The sequence below is a fragment of the Sphingobium sp. SA916 genome, from assembly GCF_002894065.1.
GTDB lineage: Bacteria > Pseudomonadota > Alphaproteobacteria > Sphingomonadales > Sphingomonadaceae > Sphingobium > Sphingobium fuliginis.
On the sequence record NZ_LXYF01000028.1, the window covers coordinates 58,951 to 82,028 of the forward strand.

Genomic DNA, 23,078 nt, shown 5'->3' on the forward strand with positions numbered 1-23,078 from the left:
CTCCCTGCCGCTACTGGACTCACGCGCGATTCCCTACTAGCCGCTCCCCTGCATGGACCCGCCGTGCGGGGCGGGCCTTAGATTAGGGACCAGGGTAGATGACCGTCATCAAGACCGCCGATCTGATCGAGAGCGTGGCCGACGCGCTCCAGTTCATCAGCTATTATCATCCGATGGATTATATCCGCGCGCTGGGCAAAGCCTATGAAGCGGAGGCCAATCCTGCGGCGAAGGACGCCATCGCCCAGATCCTGACCAACAGCCGCATGTGCGCAGAGGGGCATCGCCCGATCTGCCAGGACACCGGCATCGTCAACGTCTTCATCAAATGGGGCATGGACTGCCGGCTGGACGATAACAGCCGCTCCATGCAGGAGGTCGTGGATGAAGGCGTGCGCCGCGCCTATCTGAACCCGGAGAACCGCCTGCGCGCCTCGATCCTGAAGGACCCCGCCTTTTCGCGCGTCAATACGAAGGACAACACGCCCTGCGTGCTGAATGTCGAGATGGTGCCGGGCGACAAGGTCATCGTCGACGTCGCGGCCAAGGGCGGCGGGTCGGAGAACAAGACCAAGTTCAAGATGATGAACCCGAGCGATTCGATCGTCGACTGGGTGCTGGAGATGGTGCCGCAGATGGGCGCGGGCTGGTGCCCGCCCGGCATGCTGGGCATCGGCATCGGCGGCACGGCGGAAAAGGCCGTGGCGCTGGCCAAGGAATCGCTGATGGAGCCCATCGACATGGGCGAATTGAAGGCGCGCGGACCGCAGAACGAGATCGAGAAGCTGCGCATCGAGATTTTCGACAAGGTCAACGCGCTCGGCATCGGCGCGCAGGGGCTGGGTGGCCTCGCCACCGTGCTGGACGTCAAGATCTACGACTATCCCTGCCATGCGGCGGGCAAGCCGGTGGCGATGATCCCCAATTGCGCGGCGACCCGCCATGCGCATTTCACGCTCGACGGCTCGGGTCCCGCCTATCTGGAAGCGCCGAAGATTTCGGAATGGCCGCAGGTGGACTGGAAGCCGAGCAAGGAGGCGATCCGCGTCGACCTCGACACGCTGACGCCGGAAGTGGTGCAGAGCTGGAAGCATGGCGACCGCCTGCTGCTCAACGGCAAGATGCTGACCGGGCGCGACGCGGCGCACAAGCGCATCCAGGACATGCTGAGCCGCGGCGAGGAACTGCCGGTCGATTTCAAGGGTCGCGTCATCTATTATGTCGGCCCGGTCGATCCGGTGCGCGACGAGGTGGTGGGCCCGGCCGGTCCGACCACGGCGACCCGCATGGACAAGTTCATGGACATGATGCTGGAACAGGGCCTCGCGGCCTGCGTCGGCAAGGCCGAGCGCGGCCCGGCGGCGACCGACAGCATCGCCAAGCATAAGAGCGCCTATCTGATGGCGGTCGGCGGCGCGGCCTATCTGGTGGCGCGGGCGATCAAGGCGGCCAAGGTGGTCGGCTTCGAAGACCTGGGCATGGAAGCGATCTACGAGTTCGAGGTGCAGGACATGCCCGTCACCGTCGCCGTCGACAGCGAAGGCCAGAATGTCCACCGTCTCGCCCCGCTGGTGTGGCAGGAGAAGATCAAGAAGGAAGGCCTTCTCGAAGGGGTGTGAGGCTCGCCCGATCCTCCCCGTCGGGAGATGGGGAGGGAACCGTTTGCGAAGCAGATGGTGGCGGGGAATCGGCGCAAGGCAGCCGAATGGAAGGAGCGTCGCGCAGGCGCGGGAATTGCGGCGCGCTTTGGCGCACCCGAAATCGCGCTGTGAACAGCATCCGGTCGGGCTTTTGTGCTGGATTTCCACTACGCCTCTGTCCGGTTCGCTATGGAGCCGGACAACGGCTTTCATGACCATGCCGAGCAGATGGCGCAGGATGCCCAGCGTGACGCATGGGCGCGTTCTCAGGGGGTTAAGGGTGCTCTGGATCAAGGCTCATGACATAATCCGGGATTTCGACGATGTGGCGCGGCATATTCTGCACCACGGTCGCGCATTTCCCCTCCACCATTCCGGGAAGGACTAGGATGGCGTTTCCCATCTGGCTTCCGGCGACGCTGCTGGCGGGAGCGACGCAGGCTTGGCGGACGGCGGTGCAGCGCCGGGTCAGCAAGGAACTGTCCGTCAACGCGGCGGGTCTGGTGCGCTATCTCTACGGCCTGCCCTTCGCGCTGATGCTGCTGGCGGGCTATCGGCTGATCTATCCCGGCCCGCTCCCCTCGCCCGATCCATCGTTCCTGCTGTTCTGCCTGGGGGGCGGACTGGCGCAGATCGTCGCGACCAATTTGCTGATCATGGCCTTCGCCCATCGCAATTTCGTCGTCGGCACGGCTTATTCCAAGACGGAGGCGGTGCAGGGGGCCATCCTATCCTTCCTGCTGATGGGGGAGCGTCTGCCTCCCTTGGCCTGGGCGGGGATCGGCTGCGGCGTGGCGGGCATCATGCTGCTGTCGGTCGGCGGCAAAAAGCCCGGCTTCCTCCGCGCGCTGGGGCAACCGGCCGCGCTGTGCGGCATCGCCTCGGGCTTCTTCTTTGCGCTGACCGCCATCGCCATCCGGCGGGGAACGCAGGAGGTGGACGCCGGTGGCGCGAACGCGGACCCGGTCCTGGCCGCGCTGATCGTGCTGGTCGTGACGGTCGCCATGCAGACGGTGATGCAGGGCGGCTTCCTGCTGCTGCGCGAGCCCGGCGAAATGCGCAAGGTGCTGCACGGCTGGCGCATTTCGGGGCAGGTCGGGCTGTTGTCCGCCCTCGGTTCGGCATGCTGGTTCACCGGCTTTGCGACTGCGCCGGTCGCGCTGGTGCGGATCGTCGGGCAGGTGGAGGTCGCCTTCACCCTGGGCTTCGGTCATTTCTACCTGGGCGAACGGATGAAGCAGAGCGAGGTCATGGGGCTGGTGCTGGTGGCCACCGGCGTCGTGCTGGCGCTGACTGGCGCGCTATAACGGCCCACCGCATCGATAACGGATATTTTACCAACGTCCGATAGCCCGGACGGCGTGGAAAACCAGGCAAGAACCCGGAACGTCGAACAGGCGGTGATGAAGGTGGCCAAGCTGTCCGGCGACCTGGGCATCCGCACGCTCGACCTGCAGGCGGACATCAGCGAGCTGGCGGATCGCGTCACCAATCAGGCCCGCACGATCGAGGCGATCAGCGGCGCGGCGGCGCAGCTTTCCCGGGATGGCGAAAGCGTGTCGCTGGCGGGACAGGATGCGCGCGAAAAGGCTGTGGCCGCGCGGAGCATCATCCAGGATTCCGGGCGTCAATTGTCGGACGCCAACAGCAATTTCGTCGACCTGATCGAGCGGGTGAGCAGCGTCCACGCACAGCTTGACGGTTTTCGCGAGGCGCTGAAGACCGTCGCCCATGTCACCAGCGTGATCAGCGGCATCGCCAGCCAGACCAATTTGCTGGCGCTCAACGCGACCATAGAGGCGGCGCGCGCAGGCGATGCCGGGCGCGGCTTCGCCGTGGTGGCCGCAGAGGTCAAGAAGCTGGCGCAGGAAACCGCGACCGCCACCCAGACCATCGATCAGTCCATCGGAGCGCTGACCGGCGAGGCGGGCAAGATGCTGGAGGGCATCGTCCACGGCGCGGAAACTGCGCGCACGGCGCTTAACGACACCAAGAATATCGAACTGCTGGTCGAACGGCTCGGCGCGCTGATGGAAGACCTGTCCAGCAACAGCGAGGGGGTGGCCGAACGCATCGCCTCCATCGTCGGATCGGCGGGCGAGATTCGCGGCGGGCTGGCGGCGCTGGCGAGCACCTCCACCGACAATGCGGGGGGCCTGCAAAGACTGTCCGGCCGCATCTCCACAGCCAGCGACGACACCAACCGACTATTGCAACTGGTGGCGGAAAGCGGCGTGGAGATTCCCGATACGCCCTATATCGATTTCTGCCTGGATGCCGCGCAAGCGGTAAGCGACGCGCTGGAACTGGCCGTTGTCGAGGGCCGGCTGACGGAAAGCGAATTGTTCAGCGAATCCTACATGCCGATCCCCGGCACGCAGCCGGTGCAATATAGCCATCCGGTCCAGCCGGTGCTGATCCCCGCTGCGCGGGTGCAGCAGGAAAGGGCGCGCGTCTTTCCGGGGCTGTTCGGCATGACCTTCACCGACCGCAACAGCTTCGGCGCGGTCGCGATGCCGGAACGGTCGCATCCGCAGCGGCCGGGCGACGACAACTGGAATTTCGAATATTCGCGCCAGGGCCTGATCTTCGATTTCCCCGACACGCGCGAGCAGTGCAGGATCACCCAACCCTTCTGCATCAAGGCCTATCGGCGGCTGAACGCCGTGGGTGAGGTCATATTGCTGAAGCAGGTCATCGCCTCCATCCATGTTCGAGGACGGCATTGGGGGATTTTGCAAATGGCCTATCAGGACCAGGACAGGTGAGATTTTCGGCCTGAAGGGTCGGGAGCGGCCTTCGCCGCGTTCTGAAGACGGAGCGGCGTATGGAAGCCCCATTCAAACGCCACCATGATCTGCGGAAGGCGGGTGGATCGCGGCCATTCCGCTATTCTTGAGGCACAAAGTGCTCCTGCGAAGGCGGGAGCCCAGTTTCCACGGTGCAATGGTCCACAGACGGCGGAACCGGGCTCTGACGAACCATGCGTCTTGTTCGGGCGCCTTCGAGGAGCATGGCGGGTTCGAATAAGAAGCGGACGGTTCCCCGGCCCCTAACGTCCGAACTTCTTCTGCACCTTCCCGTAGCGCAGTTTGCGCGTTCCCGGCTTGCCCTCGGTCGCCCGTCCTCGCGGCGCCGCCACCTGCTGCCCGGCGGGCAGGCCAAGCTCTTCCGCCTCCAGCTTGCGGATTTCGTCCCGGATGCGTCCGGCCTCCTCGAACTCCAGGTCCGCCGCCGCGGCCCGCATCTGCTTTTCCAGATCCTCGATATAGGCGCGCAGATTGTGGCCGACGAGGTGCGGCCTGTCCTCCAGCCCGGTATCCACCGTCACCTGATCCTTCGACGCGACATGGGCGATGATGTCGCCGATGTTGCGCTTGATCGTGGTGGGCGTGATGCCATGTTCCAGATTATAGGCCATCTGCTTCTCGCGGCGGCGCGACGTCTCGTTGAGCGCCCGCTCCATCGATCCGGTGACGCGGTCGGCATAGAGGATCACCCGTCCCTCGACATTGCGCGCCGCGCGCCCGATCGTCTGGATGAGCGAGGTTTCGGAGCGCAAAAAGCCCTCCTTGTCCGCGTCGAGGATCGCGACCAGCCCGCATTCGGGGATGTCCAGCCCCTCGCGCAGCAGGTTGATGCCCACCAGCACGTCATAGACCCCCAGCCGCAGGTCGCGGATCAGCTCTATGCGCTCCAGCGTCTCGACATCGCTGTGCATGTAGCGGACCTTGATCCCCGCCTCATGCATGAACTCGGTCAGATCCTCGGCCATGCGCTTGGTGAGCGTCGTGACCAGCGTGCGATAGCCCTTCTTCGCCGTCTCCTTCGCCTCATGGATCAGGTCGTCCACCTGGTCCTCCACCGGCTTGATCTCGACAGGCGGGTCGATAAGGCCGGTCGGGCGGATCACCTGTTCGGAGAAGGTGCCCCCGGTCTGCTCCATCTCCCAAGACCCCGGCGTTGCGGAGACGCTGACCGTCTGCGGCCGCATCGCGTCCCATTCGTTGAAGCGCAAGGGCCGGTTGTCGATGCAGCTCGGCAGGCGGAAGCCATATTCGGCCAGCGTGATCTTCCGCCGATGGTCGCCCCGCGCCATCGCCCCGATCTGGGGCACGGTCTGGTGGCTTTCGTCCACGAACAGCAGCGCATTTTCCGGCAGATATTCGAACAGCGTCGGCGGCGGCTCGCCCGGCAGACGGCCGGTCAGGAAACGCGAATAATTTTCGATCCCCGCGCAGGAGCCGGTGGCAGCGATCATCTCCAGGTCGAAATTGGTCCGCTGCTCCAGCCGCTGCGCCTCCAGCAGCTTGCCCTCGACCTGCAATTCCTTCAGCCGCTCCGCCAGTTCGAAGCGGATCGCCTCCATCGCCTGCTTCAGCGTCGGGCCCGGCGTCACGTGGTGCGAATTGGGAAAGACCTTCACAAAGTCCAGGCTCGCGACCTTCTTGCCGGTCAGCGGGTCGAATTCGACGATGTCCTCTATCTCATTGCCGAAGAAGCTGACCCGCCAGGCGGTGTCCTCATAGTGCGACGGGAAAATCTCCAGATTGTCGCCCTTCACCCGGAAATTGCCGCGCGCGAACGCCGCATCGTTGCGCTTGTACTGGAGCGCCACCAGCTTTCGGATGATCTCCCGCTGGTCCTCGACCTGCCCCTTCTTCATCGCGAAGGTCATGGCCGAATAGGTTTCGACCGAGCCGATGCCGTAGAGGCAGGACACCGACGCCACGATCAGCACATCGTCGCGTTCCAGCAGCGCACGCGTGGCCGAATGGCGCATCCGGTCGATCGCCTCGTTCACGCTCGACTCCTTCTCGATATAGGTGTCGGAGCGGGGCACATAGGCTTCGGGCTGGTAATAGTCGTAATAGCTGACGAAATATTCGACGGCGTTTTCCGGGAAGAAGCTCTTGAACTCCCCATAAAGCTGCGCGGCCAGTATCTTGTTGGGCGCCAGCACCAGAGCGGGCCGCTGCAACGCCTCGATCACCTTCGCCATGGTGAAGGTCTTGCCCGATCCGGTGACGCCAAGCAGCACCTGGTCCTTCTCGCCAGCCAGCGCGGTTTCCACCAGTTCGGCTATGGCGGTCGGCTGGTCGCCCGACGGCTCATAGTCCGACACCAGTTTGAACGGCCTGCCACCCTCGCTCTTTTCCGGGCGCGCGGGGCGGTGGGGGACGAAGCCTTCGCCGGTCTCCGGCTCGTCCAGCGTGGTGCGGATCTGGATAGACATAAGCGGAATATGGGGCCTTTGGCTTGAGACGCAATCGGCTTCACGCTCTCTTATGCCGGGAAGCGGCAAAGCCGCGCGCCTCCGCCCTTTCAGGACTTCGGTTCGAACGGCCCTTCGGACGGCGACCGCTGGCTTGTCACCCTGGCGCGCGCGAAGGGCCGAAGTACGCCGTTCCCCATCTTCCCAGTCCATCAGCGCTCACCCGATTATCGAAGACGCATAGCATCAGAATTGGAACAAATAAAGAACATATGGCTTGCCCATTCCGCATTGCATCCTCCCCCTCCCTTGATATGGTCGCGCCCTAAACGGCGTGGAAACAGGGAGAAAAGCTTATGCGTCCGACACTTTCCATCCTGATCGGCCTGACGGGAGCGACCGCCCTGCTCGCGGCGTGCGGCGAAAAGAAGGCGAGCGAGCCGCAAACCCGCGAGGAGGTCCGCCAGGAAGTGCAGAAGGTCCAGCTCAAGCCCGGCCAGTGGGAGGGCAGCTATGAGCTGGAGGACATCGACATGCCGAACATGCCCGGCGGCGGCGACCAGATGAAAGAGCAGATGAAAAAGATGATGAGCCGCACCTCGATCAAATATTGCGTCTCGCCGGAGGAAGCCGCCAACCCCAGCGGCAAGATGTTCTCGGGGCAGGAGAACAAGGATTGCGCCTACAAGGGCTTCGACGCCAGCGGCGGTTCCGTGAAGGGCGAGATAAGCTGCAAGTCGCAGGGCGGCACGATGAACGCCGTCATGTCCGGCAGCTATGCGCCCGAAAGCTATGAGATGCACATGGACATGAAGATGACCGGTGCGCCCAATGGCATGAACATGAGCATGAAGGCCAGGACCAGCGGCAAGTGGATCGGCACGACCTGCGCGGAGAAGTAAGGGCAGGCGATGTGAGCGAAGCGCCTGCAGGCGATAGCAGATTCCTCTTGCGCTTTGCACGGCTTGGCGCGAGCCTGCACCGGTTCCAACAGAGAACAGGGGAGAGGATATGCAGAAATTCGCGCTGGCGGCCTTGCCGCTTGGGCTTGCTCTCGGCTTGGCCGCCTGCGGCAGCAAGCCGGAACCCGCGCCCGAAACGACCGAAGCGCCGATCGTCATGAAAGCGGGCGAATGGGCGCTGACGCGCAAGACAACCGGCTATAATACCCCCACAGTCACCCCGGCCGAATATCAGGCCGCGCTGAAACAGGTGAGCGAGGACAAGACCTGCATCGCCGTCGATGCCGCCGGCGTGCCGGACGCCGATGCTCTCGCCGGGGATGAGGGCAAGAACTGCACCTACAAGGACAAGCTGATCCGCAAGGGGCGTCTGATCGCTACGCTGAGCTGCACATCCGGCAAGGGCACATCCGAAATCGTGCTGGAGGGCAATTTCACCGCCGATACGCTGACGCTGGGCAGCACCATGACGAGGACCGAGGGCGGCCAGCCCGTGCTGCGCACCACCCATGACGTCACCGGCAAGCGTGCGGGGGAATGCACAAAGGCGTGACGATAAGGACCGGGCGGGGTTCTCCAACTGTGCCCGGTCCGCAAAGCCCGACGGCGCGGCGTCTTCCTTTCGCGGGATCGCCGGCCTTTCGGAGCATGGCGCGCGGCCCTCGCGGCGATCGAAGGCTGCCGGCCATTATCGCAAGCGCGGGGATGCTTTCCGAGGCGATGGAATTACGGATCGCGGCCGGCGGATAAGGGGCGGGCCGAGAGCAGCATGGGGGCGATCATGCTGCCGCGACGGATGGGCAAGACTGCGCCATGTTCGATGGACCCCGGAGCGCATCTTGCCATCGCGGCGATGAAGCCTAGGCTCGGGCGCGCACCTGATGCCCGGGGAAGAGCGCCGCCGCGTCGGCCGCCGGCATGGGCCGCCCGAAATAGAAGCCCTGCACCTTGCGGCAGCCCAGGCCCCTGACCATGGCCAGTTCGGCCTCGGTTTCGACGCCCTCCGCCGTGGTCGCCATGCCCAGACTGTCCGCCAGCGTGACCACCGCGCGGATGATCGCCAGGCTTTCCGCCCTGTTGTTCGCCGCGCCCACGACGAAGCTGCGGTCGATCTTGATCGTGTCGAAACGTGTGCGGCTGAGATAGCCGAGCGAGGAATAGCCCGTCCCGAAATCGTCGAGCGACAGCCGAACGCCCAGCCCCCGCAACTGATCGAGTATCTTGAGCGCCCCGGTATCGGCGTTGACGAACACGCTTTCGGTGACTTCCAGCTCCAGCCGCCGCGCCTCCAGTCCGCTCTGCGCAAGGGCCGATACCACCGCACCGACAAAGCTCGGATGGACGAGCTGCTCGGCCGAGACATTGACCGCGATGCGCACGCCTTCGGGCCAGCATGCCGCTTCCTTGCAGGCGGTCCGCAGCACCCATTCCCCGATCGGTCCGATCAACCGGGCTTCTTCCGCGACCGGAATGAATTTGGCTGGCGAGATCGGCCCCATGTCCGGGTGGGTCCAGCGCACCAGCGCCTCGAACCCGACGACAATGCCCGCCTGCGCCTCCACCACCGGCTGGAACAGCACGTGCAGCTGGTTCTTCTCCAGCGCGTCGCGCAGCGCGAGTTCCAGTTGGCGGCGCTCCTCCGCCTGCGCATGCAATTGCGGTTCATAGGCGCAATGCACGCCGCCGCCATCGCCCTTTGCGCGATAGAGGGCGAGGTCCGCGCTGCGGATCAGCGCCTCCGATTCATGGCCATCCTGTGGCGACACCGCCGACCCGACGGATGCACCGACGTAAAGCGTATGTTCGTCCACCTGATAAGGGGCTGAAAGGCCGTTGATGATCCGGGCCGCAAGCCTGTCGACGCCGTGATTGTCCCCCAGTTGCGGGATGACGACGGCAAATTCATCGCCGCCGATGCGCCCGCAAAATTCCGCGCCGGAACAGATATGCCGCAATCGCCGCGCCACCTGGGTCAACAGCTTGTCACCGATCTGGTGGCCCAGCGTATCGTTCACCGCCTTGAACCGGTCCAGGTCTATCATCAGGAAGGCGCAGCCGCCGCGCCCTGCGCCCGCCGCCGCGCCGCCGCCCATGGCCTGATCCAGCACATCGCGCAGATGCGTGCGGTTGGGCAGGCCGGTCAACGGGTCGAACCGCGCAAGCTGCGCGATCCGTTCCGCGGATTCCTTCTGTTCGGTAATATCGGAGCCAACACCCCGGAAGCCGAGAAAGGCGCCGCCCTCGTCATAGCGGGGCGAGGCGGACAGTTCCCACCAGCGCACATCCCCCTCCAGCTCGACCGGCAGGACGATGTTGCTGAAGCTTTCCCGCCGCTTCAGATGATCCGCCAACGCATGCAGCTCGGTCGGGAACAGGCCGCTTTCCCAGGCATTTCCAGCCAGCAGTTGCACCAGCAGCACGCCTTCCACTTCAGCCGGTGTACGGCCGAGCATTTCGGCAAGGCGCGGCGACACGCCGCTCAACCGCCGCGCGGGATCGGTCTGCCACAGCCAGTCGGACGCGCCATGTTCATATTCACGCAGCAGCAGGCTGACGACCTCGCTCTTCTCCTCCAGTTGCACGCTGGCGCTGTGCTGCCGGGCGAAGGTCCGTGCATAAAGGAAGCAGCCGACCAGCAACGACAGCGCATAGCTGGTGGCAAGGGCAAGCAGCGGCGTCTGGTCGCGCGGATCGAACAGCGCGCCAAGCCCGACGATGCAGGGCAGCAGGAAGCCGGTCGCCGCCAGCGGAGTGGCGGCATAGCTGATCGCGCCGCAGACCATGATGCAACTGATCAGCGTCCAGTGCGCCACCAACTGCGCGGCGCCGTGCCCGGACGAGAGCGTCATCATGCACGCCGCCCAGACGAGGCCGTGAAGCAGGCCGGTGAAGCCATGGACCCTGAGATCGGTCGCGCTTGCCGCCGCGCCATTGCGCCTGCGCCGCAGGATGGCGCCGACGGCCATGGAAAGGACCAGCGCGGCGCTCCAGACCATCAGCCCCGGCACGGAGCCGTGATCGCCGAAGACCTGCCACAGGAACAGCAGGCCGAAGAGGTTCATCGCCTGCCTCAGCAGCGCGACATGATCGGCCGAGCGCAATTGGGCGGCAAGGACGCGCTCCGCCGCATCGCCCGGCACGACGGCAAGACCCATCATCGCCCGAAGCGATATTCGCTCCCGCGAAGCCTGTTCAGAAGATGGCCCTTGCCCGCGTCTCACCCGGCCGGATTAACAGCAAGCGGTTATCAATCCGTAACGGCCGTCAAAAGCAGATGAAAAAAGCGGCCCCCGGCCGGTCGGTGCGCGGCAAAGGGTCAGGCGGCGATGTCGTAGGGCCGGATTTCGCCGGTCAGATAGAGGTTGCGCGCCTTCGACCGGCTGAGCTTGCCCGAGCTGGTGCGCGGCAAAGTGCGCGGCGGCACCAGTTCGACCACGCAGTTCATGCCGGTGATCGCCCGCACGCGTTCGCGGATCTGGTCGCGCAGCCGGGTACGCTCATCATTGTCGGAGGTCCGGCAATGCACCAGCACGGCGGGCGCTTCCTCGCCGCCCGGCGTGGTGATGGCAAAGGCGGCGATGTCGCCCTGCTTGAAGCCGGGAAGCTGCTCCACCGCCCATTCGATGTCCTGCGGCCAGTGATTCTTGCCGTTGATGATGATCATGTCCTTGGCGCGGCCCACGATATAAAGATAGCCGTCGCTCAAATAGCCCATGTCGCCAGTGTCCAGCCAGCCGTCGACCATGCAGGCGTCGGTCGCCTCAGGATCGCGGAAATAGCCGACCATGAGCGACGGCCCGGTGGTCCACACCTTGCCGATCTGCCGCTCGTTCAGCTTCGCGCCATCCTCGTCCCGGATTTCCACGACCATGTCGCGCGCCGGCTTGCCGCAATTGACGATCGAGCGGAAGCGCTGCGGCCGGCCTTCGGTCGCGTCGCCGCCGGAAAGGTCGGTTTCCTCCACCAGTTCGACGATGATGCCCTCGCCCGGCGGCATGATGGTGACGGCCAGCGTCGCCTCGGCCAGGCCATAGCTCGGCAGGAACGCCTTGGGGCTGAACCCCGCGTCCCCGAACGCATCGACGAAGCTCTGCATCACGTCCGGGCGGATCATGTCCGCGCCGTTGCCCGCGAGCCTCCAACGGGACAGGTCGAAACGATCCTGCGCCTTGGTCTGGCTCGACATGCGGCGTGCGCAAATGTCGTAGCCGAAGGTCGGGGAATAGCTGATCGAGGTGCCCTCGTTGCGGCTGATCAGGTCCAGCCATGCCAGCGGACGGCGGGCGAAATCCTCGGTCTTCATATAGTCGGTCGACACCTGGTTGGCGACGACGGACAGGAAGCAGCCGACCAGACCCATGTCATGATACCAGGGCAGCCAGCTTATGCAGCGGTCGCTCTCGACCAGTTCCATGCCATGGCTGTGCGCCGCCAGATTGCTGAGCAGCGCATGATGTGTCACCGCCACGCCATGGGGGAAGCGGGTCGAACCGCTCGAATATTGCAGATAGGCGATCTCCTCGCCCTTCGCCTGCGGCAGATCGCAGGGCACGGCTTCCCGCGCGATGAAATCCTCGAAGGCGATGCTCTCGACCGCCTTTTGACGGCCGGATTCCCCCGCCATCTCCTCCAGTTCCTTGGGAAAGAGGAACAGCATCGGGTCGCAGCTCGACAGTTGGACGTTCAACTGGTCGATATAGCTTTCCTTGCCGCCGAAGCTGGTCGGCAGCGGCAGCGGCACCGGCCAGGCGCCCGCATAGACGATGCCGAAGAACAATTGCGCGAAATCCGGGCCCGTCTCCGCCACCAGGGCCACGCGATCCTCCGGCTTCACCCCATGGGCGATCAGCCGGTGGGCGCAGGCGACCGCGTCCTCGCGCAGCTCCGCAAAGGGATAGGGTCGCGCCAGATTCCCCCGCGCGTCGTGAAAGTTCAGGCCGCGCCGCCCGGTCGCAGCATAGTCCAGCGCTTCGCCCAGCGTCTCGAAGTCCGAGAAACGGCGGGGCAGATCGTCGGAGGTTGGCGTCGGTGCCATCATGCTTTGCGAACCCGTCATATTGGTGTCACCCAATGTCATGTTTGTCATATTCCGGCGCGCCGCTAACAGCTTTCAAGCCGCTTTGCACCGGATAGTTGCATTCCAGCTTGGGCTTTTACCCCAAAAGGGGCGGTAAAATTCCGGCCCGACTGTGGCATAATCAAGGCGCAACAGGCATGAAGCATTGCCATGACCGGCAAACGCCCTCCTGCCCCGCTCGATGAAGAGGCCATGCGCGAACTTGCGCTGCGTTATGTGGCGCGCTTCGCCACCAGCCGGGCCAAATTGCTCGCCTATCTGGGCCGCAAGATCAAGGAACGCGGCTGGGGCGGCGAAGACCCCGCCGATCCGCAGGCGCTGGTCGATCGGCTGAGCGAATTGCGCTATGTCGACGATGCCGGCTATGCCGTGATGAAAAGCGGCGCGCTCAGCCGCCGCGGTTATGGTGCCCGCCGGGTCGCGGAAACCCTGCGCGCCGATGGCATAGCGGAAGCCGACCGGGTGGAAGCCCACGCCCAGACCCAAAGGGAAAGCTGGTCCGCCGCCGACCGCTTCGCCCGGCGCAAGCGGATCGGCCCCTATGCCCAGGAACGCCCGGACCCGAAGCAGCGGGAAAAATGGATTGCCGCCTTCCTGCGCGCCGGCCATGATTACGCCACCGCCCGCCGCTGGACCGACGCCGCGCCGGGGGAAGTGCCGGAAGCGGATGAGTAACCGCTCAGCACCCCGTTTGTTAACCGCCAGGCTGTGATACCTCACCCCCATGAAGCCCTTCCTCCTCCTTCTCCTTGCAATTCTCCCGGCCGCCTGCTCCCCATCCGCCCCCAAAGCCGAAAACACCGCCGCTCCCACCGCCACCGGGCAAACCACCCTCCTCCCCCTCACCATCCACACCGCCAAAACCGCTCACCGCTTCGCCGTCGAACTCGCCCTTACCGAACAGCAGCAGGAACAGGGCCTGATGTTCCGCAAGTCGCTCGCCCCCGATTCCGGGATGCTCTTCCCCATGTCCCCGCCCCGCACGGCCAGCTTCTGGATGAAGAACACGCTGATCCCGCTCGACATGCTGTTCATCCACACCGACGGCAGCATCGCCTTCCTGAAGGCCAACGCCGCCCCTTATTCCCGCGAGCCGGTCTCCGCCGGCATCCCGGTCGCCGCCGTCCTCGAACTGCGCGGCGGCAGGGCGGCGGAGCTGGGCATCAGGGAAGGCGACCGCGTCACCTGGGGCGATTGCGACCGGCCGTCCTCGTCAAACCCCCTCAATTTCTGCCCCCGCTGACCAGAACCGCCTTGCCAAGCGCCAGCCGCAACGGCTAAGCGCTTCGCCCATGGGAATCCTTGGCAAGATCTTCACCTGGTGGGATGGCGCGACCATCGGCACCTCGCTCTACACCTCCCGCAAGGGCACGAAGGTGGGTGAGGACCATCAGGGCAATGTCTATTATGAAGGCGGCACCGACCCCAATGGACTGACCCGGCGCTGGGTCATCTATAATGGCGCGAACGACGCCAGCCGCGTGCCCGCCGAATGGCATGGCTGGCTGCATCATTCGATCGAGGGCGCGCCGGAGAGTTTCCTGCCGCCCCCGCGCATCTGGGAAAGGGACTTCACCCCCAACGCCACCGGCACGGCCCAGGCCTACCGCCCCACCGGTGCGCTGGAAAAGGGCGGCCTGCGCCAGAAGGCGACCGGCGATTATGAGGCGTGGAGCCCCGACGCATCATGATGCGGTGCCCGGCGGGACGTTTCCTGCCGATTCTCGGCTGCACCCTGATACTGGCCGGTTGCGGCGGCGACGATCTGCCGACGCAGAACCAGGGCGGTCCTGTCCGCATCGAGGGGCAGAAGATCCGCAATGGCGACGAGTCTCCCCTCACCGGCACGCCGATGAACGAGCGGGTGGCGGTGATCGGCCTGCTCAACAAGCGCAACGGCATCACCACCGACCTGACGATGAAACCGGGCGAAGCGCTGCGCGTGGGCGATGCCATTGTTCGGCTGCAGGCCTGCGAAACCACGGCGCCCTGGGAAAATGTGCAGGAAACCGGCGCCTTCGTTCAGCTCGACGTGCGCAGCACCGCCGACAATAAATGGCGCCGCAACTTTTCCGGCTGGCTGTTCCGGGAACGGCCCGACCGCAATGTCGTGCAGCACCCGGTCTACGACGTCTGGGTCAGGAGCTGCACGATGTCATGGCCGGAAACGGGTCCCGATACGGTGAAGCTGGGCGACAAGGGCGAAGTGTCGGACGGCGCGCGGGCCAAGGCGTCCCCGGCAAGCGGCGAAAATGCCAGCTCCGCCCAGACGCCGGAACCGGCCGCCAGCACGCCCCGCCCCGCCCCCAGCGCCACGCCGTCCAACGCGCCCGCCAATGATTGAAGATAGTCGCGCTGGCTGATTTCGATCGCACCCAATGACCGCAGATGATCGGTCATGAACTGGCAGTCGAGCAGGGTGAAACCGCCGAAACGCATGCGGGCGGTCAGCCAGGCCAGCGCCACCTTCGACGCATCGGCGCGCCGCGACACCATGCTTTCCCCGAAAAAGGCCCGCCCCAGCGCCACGCCATAAAGGCCGCCGACCAGTTCCTCCCCCTCCCACACCTCAACAGAGTGGGCGAAACCTATTTCATGCAGATGGCGATAGGCACGCTCGATCGGATGGTTGATCCAGGTGGACGGGCGGTCCGGCGCGGCTTCTGCGCAGAGCCGGACGATGCCTGTGAAATCCCGATTGGCGGTGACCCGAAACCGCTCCCGCCGGATCGTCTTGGCCAGCGAATGGGAGATGTGGAAACCGTCGAGCGGCATGATCGCCCGTCGCTTCGGCTCGATCCAGTACACCTCCTCCGCCTCGCGATCGTCGGACATGGGAAACACGCCGATCGCGTAAGCCTGCAACAGCACCAGCGGGTCAATCGTCATCAAAGAAAGACTTAACGCGAGACAGGGCAGCGCGCCAGTGCGACTTTCATTCCTTGGACCGCCTTGCAAAACGGGAAGCCCCGTCCCGCGGTCGATGGAGCATCAACATGAGCGGTCTTAAGGCTGGGGCAGAAGCAGGCTGGAATCGCCATAGCTGTAGAAACGATAGCCGCGATCAATGGCGTGCCGATAGACCGACAGCATTTTCTCCGTGCCCATCAAGGCGCTTACCAGCATGAACAGGGTCGATTTGGGCAGGTGGAAATTGGTCATCAACCCGTCGACTGCGCGGAAACGATAGCCCGGCGTGATGAATATCCGCGTCTCGTCCGCGAAAGGACGGATGATGCCGTCCTCCCCCGTCGCGCTTTCCAGCAGGCGCAGGCTGGTGGTGCCGACCGCGATCAGCCGGCCGCCGGCCGCCCGTGCGGCGTTGAGGCGGTCCGCCGTCGCCTGGTCGATCCGCCCCCATTCGGCATGCATCCGGTGATCGTCCGTATCGTCCGCCTTTACCGGCAGGAAAGTGCCGGCGCCGACATGCAGCGTCAGCGTTTCGGTCCCGACGCCGGCTTTTTCGACCGCGGCCATCAATTCGGGTGTGAAGTGCAACGCCGCCGTGGGGGCGGCGACCGCGCCGTCCTCCCGCGCGAACATGGTCTGGTAATCGCTGCGGTCGCGCTCGTCGGTCGGGCGCTTGCTGGCGATATAGGGGGGCAGCGGCATCCGGCCCGCCCGTTCCAGCAACAGCTCGACCGGCTCCTCACCCTCAAAGCAGAGCCTGACGCCACCGTCCTCGTCGCGCGGGCCGGCCACAGCGGTGACGCCATTGCCGAAGTCGATCCGGTCGCCATCGCGCACCCGCTTGGCGTTACGGAGGAAGGCCTGCCATTGGCGCAGACCGAGCCGCTTGTGGAGCGTGGCGCCGACCCTGGCCTGGCCGCGCATCCCCTCCAATTGGGCGGGAATGACCCTGGTGTCGTTGAACACCAGCACGTCGCCGGCGCGCAGCAGGTCCGGCAGATCGCGCACGATCCGGTCCTGGAAGGGCGCGTCGCCGGGCACCAGCAGCAGCCGGGCCGCGTCGCGCGGGGAAGCAGGGCGAAGCGCGATGCTTTCAGGCGGGAGGTCGAAATCGAACAGATCTACGCGCATGGTCGAATGCTCTAGAACAGCATATCCAGTGCTCCTGCGAAGGCAGAAGCCCAGTTCAGGCGGCGGGACTGGGCTCCTGCCTTCGCAGGAGCACGCATTCACCCGGCCTGACTATTTCTTCTTCGGCGCAGCCGGCTTCCTTGCGGGCGCGGGCTTCTTCGCCGGCGGCGCGACGATCGAGGGCGCGGGCGGAGCAGGCGGCGTCGGCAGTGCCGTAACCGGCGGCCTGCCGTCGCTTTCGATCGAGGCCTGGAGGATGATGGTCGGATCGGCGGGCGGTTCGCCCTGATGGATGGCATCGACATATTGCATGCCCTCGATCACGCGGCCGAACACCGTATATTTCTTGTCGAGCTGCATGCGCGGCAGGAAGACGATGAAGAACTGGCTGTTCGCGCTGTCCTCGCTCTGGGCGCGGGCCATGGAGACGGTGCCGCGCAGATGCGGCATCGGATTGAATTCGGCCTTCAGGTCCGGCAGCGTCGACCCCCCGGTCCCGTCCCCCTTGGGGTCGCCGCCCTGCGCCATGAAGCCGGGAATGACGCGGTGGAATTTGAGCCCGTTGTAGAAGCCCTGGCGCGTCAGCTCCTTGATCCGCTCGACATGGCCGGGCGCGATGTCGGGACGCAACTGGATGCGTACGCGGCCGCCGCTCGACAGGTCCAGGTCCCAGACATTCTGGGGATCGACAGGCACCGTGGCCGGCGGCAGCTTGGAAGCGGGGTCGAGGCCGAGCTGCTTGGCGGCCTGCTCCGCGCGCACGGCCGCCTCCTCCTTCTTCATCTCCTCGGCATTGCGCCCACCGCCGCCCTGGGCCAGGGCCGCGCCGCTCGATGCATAGAGAGCGAAACCGATCGCCACGGTCTTGAGCGCCGACGTGAACCGCATGAATGAAGCTTTCCTCAAATTTTGCCCAGGTGCGAACTTGCCCTGATAGCGCCCTCTTCGCGATTGGCAACTGAACGAAGGCTGAGTGGAGCCTTCAGCCCTGCCCTTTCAGGCCGATGGCGGCGACCCGCGCCTCCACTTCCTCGCGCACGGCGGGGCTGACGAATTTGTGGATCGGCCCGCCATAGAGCGCGATTTCCTTGACCAGACGGGAAGCGATCGGCTGCAACGACACGTCCGCCATCAGGAAAACGGTTTCGACCCGGCCGTTGATCTGCTGGTTCATCCCCGCCATCTGATATTCATATTCGAAGTCGGCGACGGCGCGCAGGCCCCGGATGATGACGCTCGCCCCCTGCGATTCGGCAAAGTCCATCAGCAGCGAGTTGAAGCCCGTGACGACGATTTCCGTGTCGATGCCCGCGCATTCGCGCCGCACCATATCCAGCCGTTCATCGTCGGAGAACATCGGAGATTTGGAGATGTTGGTGGTGACGCCGATCACCAGCTTGTCGACCAGCTTCGCGCCGCGCCGGATGATGTCCATATGACCCAAGGTGATCGGATCGAATGTCCCGGGATAGACCCCCACCCTCTGCTTGCTCATGCCCCTAACGATCCCTTTCCACGATATAGTCGGCAATGGCGCGCAGCAGGTCGGCCTCCGGCCCGAAGCCGTGCAGATGCGCCTTCGCCTGCTCGACCAGCAGGCGGCCCTGTTCCCGCGCCCGCTCCACCCCCAGCAGGGAGACGAAGGTTTCCTTCCCCGCCGCCGCGTCCTTGCCCAGCGCCTTGCCGGCGAGAACGGCGTCCCCCTCGACGTCGAGCAGGTCGTCCGCGATCTGGAAGGCAAGTCCGATGTCGCGGGCATAGCCGTGCAGGCGCGTCCGCCCCTCCGGCGGGATGCGGGCCATGATCGCCGCCGCATCGACGCAGAAGCCGATCAGCGCGCCGGTCTTCAACTGCTGGAGCCGCGTGACCGTGGGCAGGTCGAAGCTGGTCTTCTCCGCCTCCAGGTCCATCATCTGGCCGCCCGCCATGCCGCTGGTGCCGCTGGCGACGGCCAGCGCCTTCACCAGCTCGACCCGGACGAAGGGATCGGGATGCGTCTCCTCGTCCGCCAGCACTTCGAAAGCCAGGTCGTGCAGGCAATCGCCCGCGAGGATCGCCGTCGCCTCGTCAAATGCCTTGTGCACGGTCGGCTTGCCCCGGCGAAGGTCGTCGTCGTCCATCGCCGGAAGATCGTCATGCACCAGCGAATAGACATGGATGCATTCCACCGCGACGCCGACCCGCAGCGCCGAATCCCGCGAGATGTTGAACAGGTCGCTGGCCGCCTGCACCAGCAGCGGGCGCAGCCGCTTGCCTCCGCCCATGGCCGCGTGGCGCATCGCTTCGTGCAGGCGCCGGCGGGGGTCGTCGGGAACCGCCAGCAGCGCGTCGAACAGGCGGTCGATGTCGGCCGCTACCGCCGCAGCGCGGTCGGCCACCAGACCGATCGACCGAGGCGAGGCGGAGTCGGGTCCGCTCATGGCCGCCTCTCCCGCACGCTGCACGCTCAGTCCGAACCGAAGGGCTGAGCGCCGGTCACGGCGCCGCCGGCGTCGATCGTCAGCTTGGCGATGCGCGCTTCGGCCGCCTGCAGCCGTTCCATGCAGCGTTTCCGCAGTTCCTCGCCCTGCGAATAGAGCGAAATGGATTCGTCGAGCGGCACATCCCCGCTCTCCAGCCGCCGGACGATCGATTCGAGCGCGCGCAGCGCATCTTCGAACGACATCTGCGACGGATCGCCCTCATGGGTCATGCTGTCTTGCGCCATGTCCCTGCATTGGCGACCCCCGCCCGCCCGGTCAAGCCCGCATGGGCCCTGGGGGCCGATTCCGGCCGCCATTCACGAAAACGTCATGACGTCGCGCCACTGGCTGGCGGACTCGTGGCAGTTTTGCGTTGACGCTTGGCGTGGCTAGTGCACATAGAAGGACCGCTATGAAATATCATCTCCCCCTGATCTCCGTGGCGGCGCTTGCGCTGCTGTCCGCCTGCAACAAGAATGACGAACCCGAAGTGGTGGGCGGCCCCGCCGATCCCATGGCCGAAAAACTGGCCAATGCCGCTCCCGTCGAACTGCCGCCGATGGTGAAGGAAAGCCATCAATATCGCTGCAAGGACAACAGCCTGATCTTCGTCGACTTCATGAGCGACGACAAGACGGTGAACGTGCGCACCGAAAAGGACGGCGCCCCCACGAAGCTGACCGCTGCCGAGGCGGGCAAGCCCTTCGAAGGCGGCGGCTTCAAGGTCGAGGGCTCGGGCAAGCAGATCACCGCCACCCTGCCGGGCAAGAGCGCGCTGAGCTGCAAGGCCTGATCCTTTCCGTTTTCCTGCAAGTGCGGGCCGGCCCTCCCCATGGAGGCCGGCCTTTTTCTTTGGAGTTTGCGAGGATGTGGCCAATCGACGCCATTCCCCTCCCGCCTGCTGGAGAGGGAGTGGCTTGAACCGCCCAATCATGCGCGCCCGGACCGACGCGCTCAACGCAATTCCGGCTCTCCCACCTCGACCGGATCGGGGCCGAAGCGGTTGGGGCCCCGCGTGCCGCTCATGATGAAGAAGATCAGCAGGACGATGCTGCCGATGATCGGGAAGAAGACGATCAGCAGCCACCAGCCGCTGCGGTCCGTATCGTGCAGGCGGCGGACGGAAACCGCGATATGGGGAATGATCATCGCCAGTGTGAACAGCCCCGTCAGCGGACCGCCGCGGGTGCTGTAGCCCGCGCCCGCCCACCAGGGGCCGCGCTGGAACCAGTGATCGGTCGTGCTGAGGCCCAATATCCCCTCGACCATCGCGACGCCGATATAACAGAGCAGCAGGAACAGGACGAACATCCAATATTCGCGCGGCCGCGCCCGGCCCGAGAATTTGGCGTAGCGACGAAGCGGCAACAGCATCCATTCCATGGGCAACTCCCCTTTTTTTCGTCCGGCCGGGAAAGCTATCATGTTTTCGCCCGGGCGCGAGCCTCAGCATTGTCTATCGGGCGCTCCCCCGCTAAAGGCGCGCACATGTCCAGCACCGCATCCCAGATCACGCCGCAGGTCGTCGCAGACCATGGGCTTTCCCCGGAAGAATATGATCGCGTCCTGAAGGCGCTCGGCCGGGAGCCGAATCTCACCGAACTCGGCATTTTCTCGGTGATGTGGTCGGAGCATTGCTCTTACAAAAGTTCGCGAATCCATCTGAAGAAGCTGCCCACGGAAGGGCCGCAGGTCATTTGCGGCCCCGGTGAAAATGCGGGCGTGGTGGACATCGGGGACGGCCAGGCCGCGATCTTCAAGATGGAGAGCCACAACCACCCCAGCTATATCGAACCCTATCAGGGCGCGGCGACAGGCGTGGGCGGCATTTTGCGCGACGTCTTCACCATGGGCGCGCGGCCGGTGGCGAACATGAACGCGCTGCGCTTCGGGCGGCCCGACCATCCGAAGATGAAGCACCTCATCAGCGGCGTGGTGCATGGCATTGGCGGCTACGGCAATTGCGTCGGCGTGCCGACCGTGGGCGGCGAGGTGAATTTCCATCCCGCCTATGACGGCAACATCCTGGTCAATGCGATGACCGTGGGCGTCGCGGAAACGGACAAGATCTTCTATTCCGCCGCTTCGGGCATCGGCAATCCGATCGTCTATGTGGGTTCGAAGACCGGCCGTGACGGCATCCATGGCGCGACCATGGCCTCGGCGGACTTCGGCGACGACGCCGACGCCAAGCGCCCGACGGTGCAGGTCGGCGATCCCTTCACCGAAAAGCTGTTGATCGAAGCCTGCCTCGAACTCATGGCATCCGACGCGATCGTCGCGATCCAGGACATGGGCGCGGCGGGCCTCACCTCCTCCTCGGTGGAAATGGCGTCCAAGGGCGGCGTCGGCATCCAGCTCAACATGGACGATGTGCCGCAGCGCGAAACCGGCATGACCGCCTATGAGATGATGCTGTCGGAGTCGCAGGAGCGCATGCTCATGGTGCTCCAGCCGGGCAAGGAAGCCTTTGCCGAAGCCATTTTCCGCAAGTGGGAGCTGGACTTCGCGGTGATCGGCCATGTGACGGATACCGGCCGCATGGTGCTGGTCCACAAGGGAGAGACGGTGTGCGACATTCCGCTGGCTCCGCTGGCCGACGATGCGCCGCTCTACGACCGTCCGGCGATGGCGAAGGATGAATATAAGGCCTGGTCGGGCGTGCAGCCCTTGGGCGGGATCAGCGAGAGCGCCGACATCGGTGCCGATCTCGTCAGACTGATGGGATCGCCCGACATCGCCTCTCGCCGCTGGATCTGGGAGCAGTACGATCATATGGTGGGCGCCGACACGGTGCAGCGCCCCGGCGGCGACGCGGCGGTGGTGCGCGTCCATGGCACGCGGAAGGGCATCGCGATCAGCACCGACTGCACGCCGCGCTATTGCTATGCGGACCCCTATGAGGGCGGCAAGCAGGCGATCGCGGAATGCTATCGCAACATCAGCGCCGTCGGCGCGACGCCGCTCGCCGTCACCAATTGCCTGAACTTCGCCAATCCGCAGCGGCCAGAGATCATGGCGCAGTTCACCGGCTGCCTGGAAGGCATGGGGGAGGCTTGCCGCGCGCTGGATTTCCCGATCGTTTCGGGCAATGTCAGCCTGTACAATGAATCCAAGGCGACCGGCGGCGGATCGGCGATCCTGCCCACCCCGGCGATCGGCGGCATCGGCCTGCTCCAGGACATCGACGGGATGGCGACCGTGGCCTTCAAGAATGAGGGCGACGCCATCTGGCTGATCGGCGGGGAAGGCGGCCATCTCGGCCAGTCGATCTGGCTGCGCGAGATTGCCGGCCGGGAAGCGGGCCAGGCGCCGAAGGTCGATCTGGCGGCGGAGCGTGCCCATGCCGAAACCGTCCGGGCGCTGATCGCGGAAGGCAAGGTCAATGCGGTGCATGACATTTCCGACGGCGGCCTGCTGGTCGCGGTGACGGAAATGGCGCTGGCCGGGAAGATCGGCGCGGAGCTGAGCATCGTCCTTACGACCGCCAGCGCCTTTGGCGAGGATCAGGGCCGGTACATCGTCGCCGCCGCCCAGGGGGTGGACATTCCAGGCGCGCTTCGCATCGGCACGACCGGCGGCGACAAGGTGGCGGGCGTGGCGCTGGCGGACCTGCGCAGCGCCCATGAGGGCTTCTTCCCGACACTGATGGACGCTGAACTTTAAAGAATAGAAATGACG

The 23,078-nt window shown here is 65.1% G+C and carries 20 protein-coding genes and 1 pseudogene; 11 read left to right on the top strand and 10 right to left on the bottom strand.

Annotated features, from left to right (window positions below):
* Positions 1 to 98 precede the first annotated feature (98 nt).
* The 3 genes from A8G00_RS07155 to A8G00_RS07170 all read left to right on the top strand — a co-directional run bounded on the left by A8G00_RS07155 (position 99) and on the right by A8G00_RS07170 (position 4,408).
* Positions 99 to 1,619 (top strand): fumarate hydratase, encoded by a 1,521-nt coding sequence (locus tag A8G00_RS07155; protein ID WP_025547484.1) that lies wholly within the window; start codon positions 99 to 101, stop codon positions 1,617 to 1,619.
* Positions 1,620 to 2,029: 410 nt separating this feature from the next.
* Positions 2,030 to 2,947 (top strand): DMT family transporter, encoded by a 918-nt coding sequence (locus A8G00_RS07165; protein ID WP_044660371.1) that lies wholly within the window; start codon positions 2,030 to 2,032, stop codon positions 2,945 to 2,947.
* Between the two features lie 96 nt (positions 2,948 to 3,043).
* Entirely contained in the window at positions 3,044 to 4,408 is a 1,365-nt protein-coding gene (locus tag A8G00_RS07170) for a methyl-accepting chemotaxis protein (RefSeq protein ID WP_025547487.1), read from the top strand.
* A 284-nt stretch (positions 4,409 to 4,692) separates the two neighbouring features.
* On the opposite strand, the gene uvrB is transcribed toward A8G00_RS07170, so the two are convergent.
* Positions 4,693 to 6,876 carry an excinuclease ABC subunit UvrB gene (gene uvrB, locus A8G00_RS07175; protein ID WP_103000374.1) on the bottom strand — a complete coding sequence of 728 codons (2,184 nt, stop codon included), beginning with the start codon at positions 6,874 to 6,876 and terminating at the stop codon, positions 4,693 to 4,695.
* A 335-nt stretch (positions 6,877 to 7,211) separates the two neighbouring features.
* On the opposite strand from uvrB, the gene A8G00_RS07180 reads away from it, so the two are divergent.
* Positions 7,212 to 7,757, top strand: a complete 546-nt coding sequence (locus tag A8G00_RS07180; RefSeq protein WP_048576805.1) for a DUF3617 domain-containing protein — start codon at positions 7,212 to 7,214, stop codon at positions 7,755 to 7,757.
* Between the two features lie 109 nt (positions 7,758 to 7,866).
* Positions 7,867 to 8,370 (top strand): DUF3617 domain-containing protein, encoded by a 504-nt coding sequence (locus tag A8G00_RS07185; protein ID WP_103000375.1) that lies wholly within the window; start codon positions 7,867 to 7,869, stop codon positions 8,368 to 8,370.
* Positions 8,371 to 8,677: 307 nt separating this feature from the next.
* Here the strand turns inward: A8G00_RS07185 and A8G00_RS07190 are convergent, their stop codons facing one another.
* Together A8G00_RS07190 and A8G00_RS07195 are read right to left on the bottom strand one after the other, a co-directional pair.
* Positions 8,678 to 10,975 (bottom strand): bifunctional diguanylate cyclase/phosphodiesterase, encoded by a 2,298-nt coding sequence (locus tag A8G00_RS07190; RefSeq protein WP_103000376.1) that lies wholly within the window; start codon positions 10,973 to 10,975, stop codon positions 8,678 to 8,680.
* Positions 10,976 to 11,133: 158 nt separating this feature from the next.
* On the bottom strand, positions 11,134 to 12,894 hold the full coding sequence (locus A8G00_RS07195; RefSeq protein ID WP_103000377.1) for a fatty acyl-AMP ligase: 1,761 nt from the start codon (positions 12,892 to 12,894) through the stop codon (positions 11,134 to 11,136).
* A gap of 150 nt (positions 12,895 to 13,044) precedes the next feature.
* Here A8G00_RS07195 and A8G00_RS07200 point away from each other — a divergent pair, with 150 nt between their 5' ends.
* The 4 genes and pseudogenes from A8G00_RS07200 to A8G00_RS25850 all read left to right on the top strand — a co-directional run.
* Positions 13,045 to 13,569: a regulatory protein RecX gene (locus A8G00_RS07200; RefSeq protein WP_025547496.1), complete on the top strand. Its 525-nt coding sequence runs from the start codon at positions 13,045 to 13,047 to the stop codon at positions 13,567 to 13,569.
* 49 nt (positions 13,570 to 13,618) lie between these two features.
* On the top strand, positions 13,619 to 14,137 hold the full coding sequence (locus tag A8G00_RS07205; RefSeq protein WP_103000378.1) for a DUF192 domain-containing protein: 519 nt from the start codon (positions 13,619 to 13,621) through the stop codon (positions 14,135 to 14,137).
* A 49-nt stretch (positions 14,138 to 14,186) separates the two neighbouring features.
* Positions 14,187 to 14,585 carry an NADH:ubiquinone oxidoreductase subunit NDUFA12 gene (locus A8G00_RS07210; protein WP_025547500.1) on the top strand — a complete coding sequence of 133 codons (399 nt, stop codon included), beginning with the start codon at positions 14,187 to 14,189 and terminating at the stop codon, positions 14,583 to 14,585.
* 227 nt (positions 14,586 to 14,812) lie between these two features.
* Positions 14,813 to 14,983, top strand: a pseudogene (locus A8G00_RS25850) (DUF2155 domain-containing protein); the annotation flags it as partial.
* A gap of 35 nt (positions 14,984 to 15,018) precedes the next feature.
* Here the strand turns inward: A8G00_RS25850 and aat are convergent.
* From aat to A8G00_RS07245, 6 genes are all read right to left on the bottom strand, one after another.
* Positions 15,019 to 15,783 carry a leucyl/phenylalanyl-tRNA--protein transferase gene (aat, locus tag A8G00_RS25565; protein ID WP_044660376.1) on the bottom strand — a complete coding sequence of 255 codons (765 nt, stop codon included), beginning with the start codon at positions 15,781 to 15,783 and terminating at the stop codon, positions 15,019 to 15,021.
* Positions 15,784 to 15,900: 117 nt separating this feature from the next.
* Positions 15,901 to 16,935, bottom strand: coding sequence for a tRNA preQ1(34) S-adenosylmethionine ribosyltransferase-isomerase QueA (gene queA / locus A8G00_RS07225; protein ID WP_103000379.1), 1,035 nt, complete (start codon positions 16,933 to 16,935; stop codon positions 15,901 to 15,903).
* 111 nt (positions 16,936 to 17,046) lie between these two features.
* Positions 17,047 to 17,823: a peptidylprolyl isomerase gene (locus tag A8G00_RS07230; RefSeq protein WP_025547505.1), complete on the bottom strand. Its 777-nt coding sequence runs from the start codon at positions 17,821 to 17,823 to the stop codon at positions 17,047 to 17,049.
* Positions 17,824 to 17,917: 94 nt separating this feature from the next.
* Positions 17,918 to 18,430, bottom strand: a complete 513-nt coding sequence (gene coaD / locus A8G00_RS07235) for a pantetheine-phosphate adenylyltransferase (protein ID WP_025547507.1) — start codon at positions 18,428 to 18,430, stop codon at positions 17,918 to 17,920.
* Between the two features lie 4 nt (positions 18,431 to 18,434).
* A complete protein-coding gene (locus A8G00_RS07240; RefSeq protein ID WP_025547509.1) occupies positions 18,435 to 19,355 on the bottom strand; it encodes a polyprenyl synthetase family protein in 921 nt (306 codons plus the stop codon).
* 26 nt (positions 19,356 to 19,381) lie between these two features.
* Entirely contained in the window at positions 19,382 to 19,642 is a 261-nt protein-coding gene (locus tag A8G00_RS07245) for an exodeoxyribonuclease VII small subunit (RefSeq protein WP_025547511.1), read from the bottom strand.
* Between the two features lie 167 nt (positions 19,643 to 19,809).
* Here A8G00_RS07245 and A8G00_RS07250 point away from each other — a divergent pair, with 167 nt between their 5' ends.
* Complete coding sequence (locus A8G00_RS07250) at positions 19,810 to 20,190, top strand: hypothetical protein (RefSeq protein ID WP_025547512.1); 381 nt, start codon at positions 19,810 to 19,812, stop codon at positions 20,188 to 20,190.
* Between the two features lie 161 nt (positions 20,191 to 20,351).
* Here the strand turns inward: A8G00_RS07250 and A8G00_RS07255 are convergent, their stop codons facing one another.
* On the bottom strand, positions 20,352 to 20,780 hold the full coding sequence (locus A8G00_RS07255) for a DUF805 domain-containing protein (RefSeq protein WP_025547513.1): 429 nt from the start codon (positions 20,778 to 20,780) through the stop codon (positions 20,352 to 20,354).
* 105 nt (positions 20,781 to 20,885) lie between these two features.
* On the opposite strand from A8G00_RS07255, the gene purL reads away from it, so the two are divergent.
* A complete protein-coding gene (gene purL, locus A8G00_RS07260) occupies positions 20,886 to 23,063 on the top strand; it encodes a phosphoribosylformylglycinamidine synthase subunit PurL (protein WP_103000380.1) in 2,178 nt (725 codons plus the stop codon).
* Positions 23,064 to 23,078: the final 15 nt, after the last annotated feature.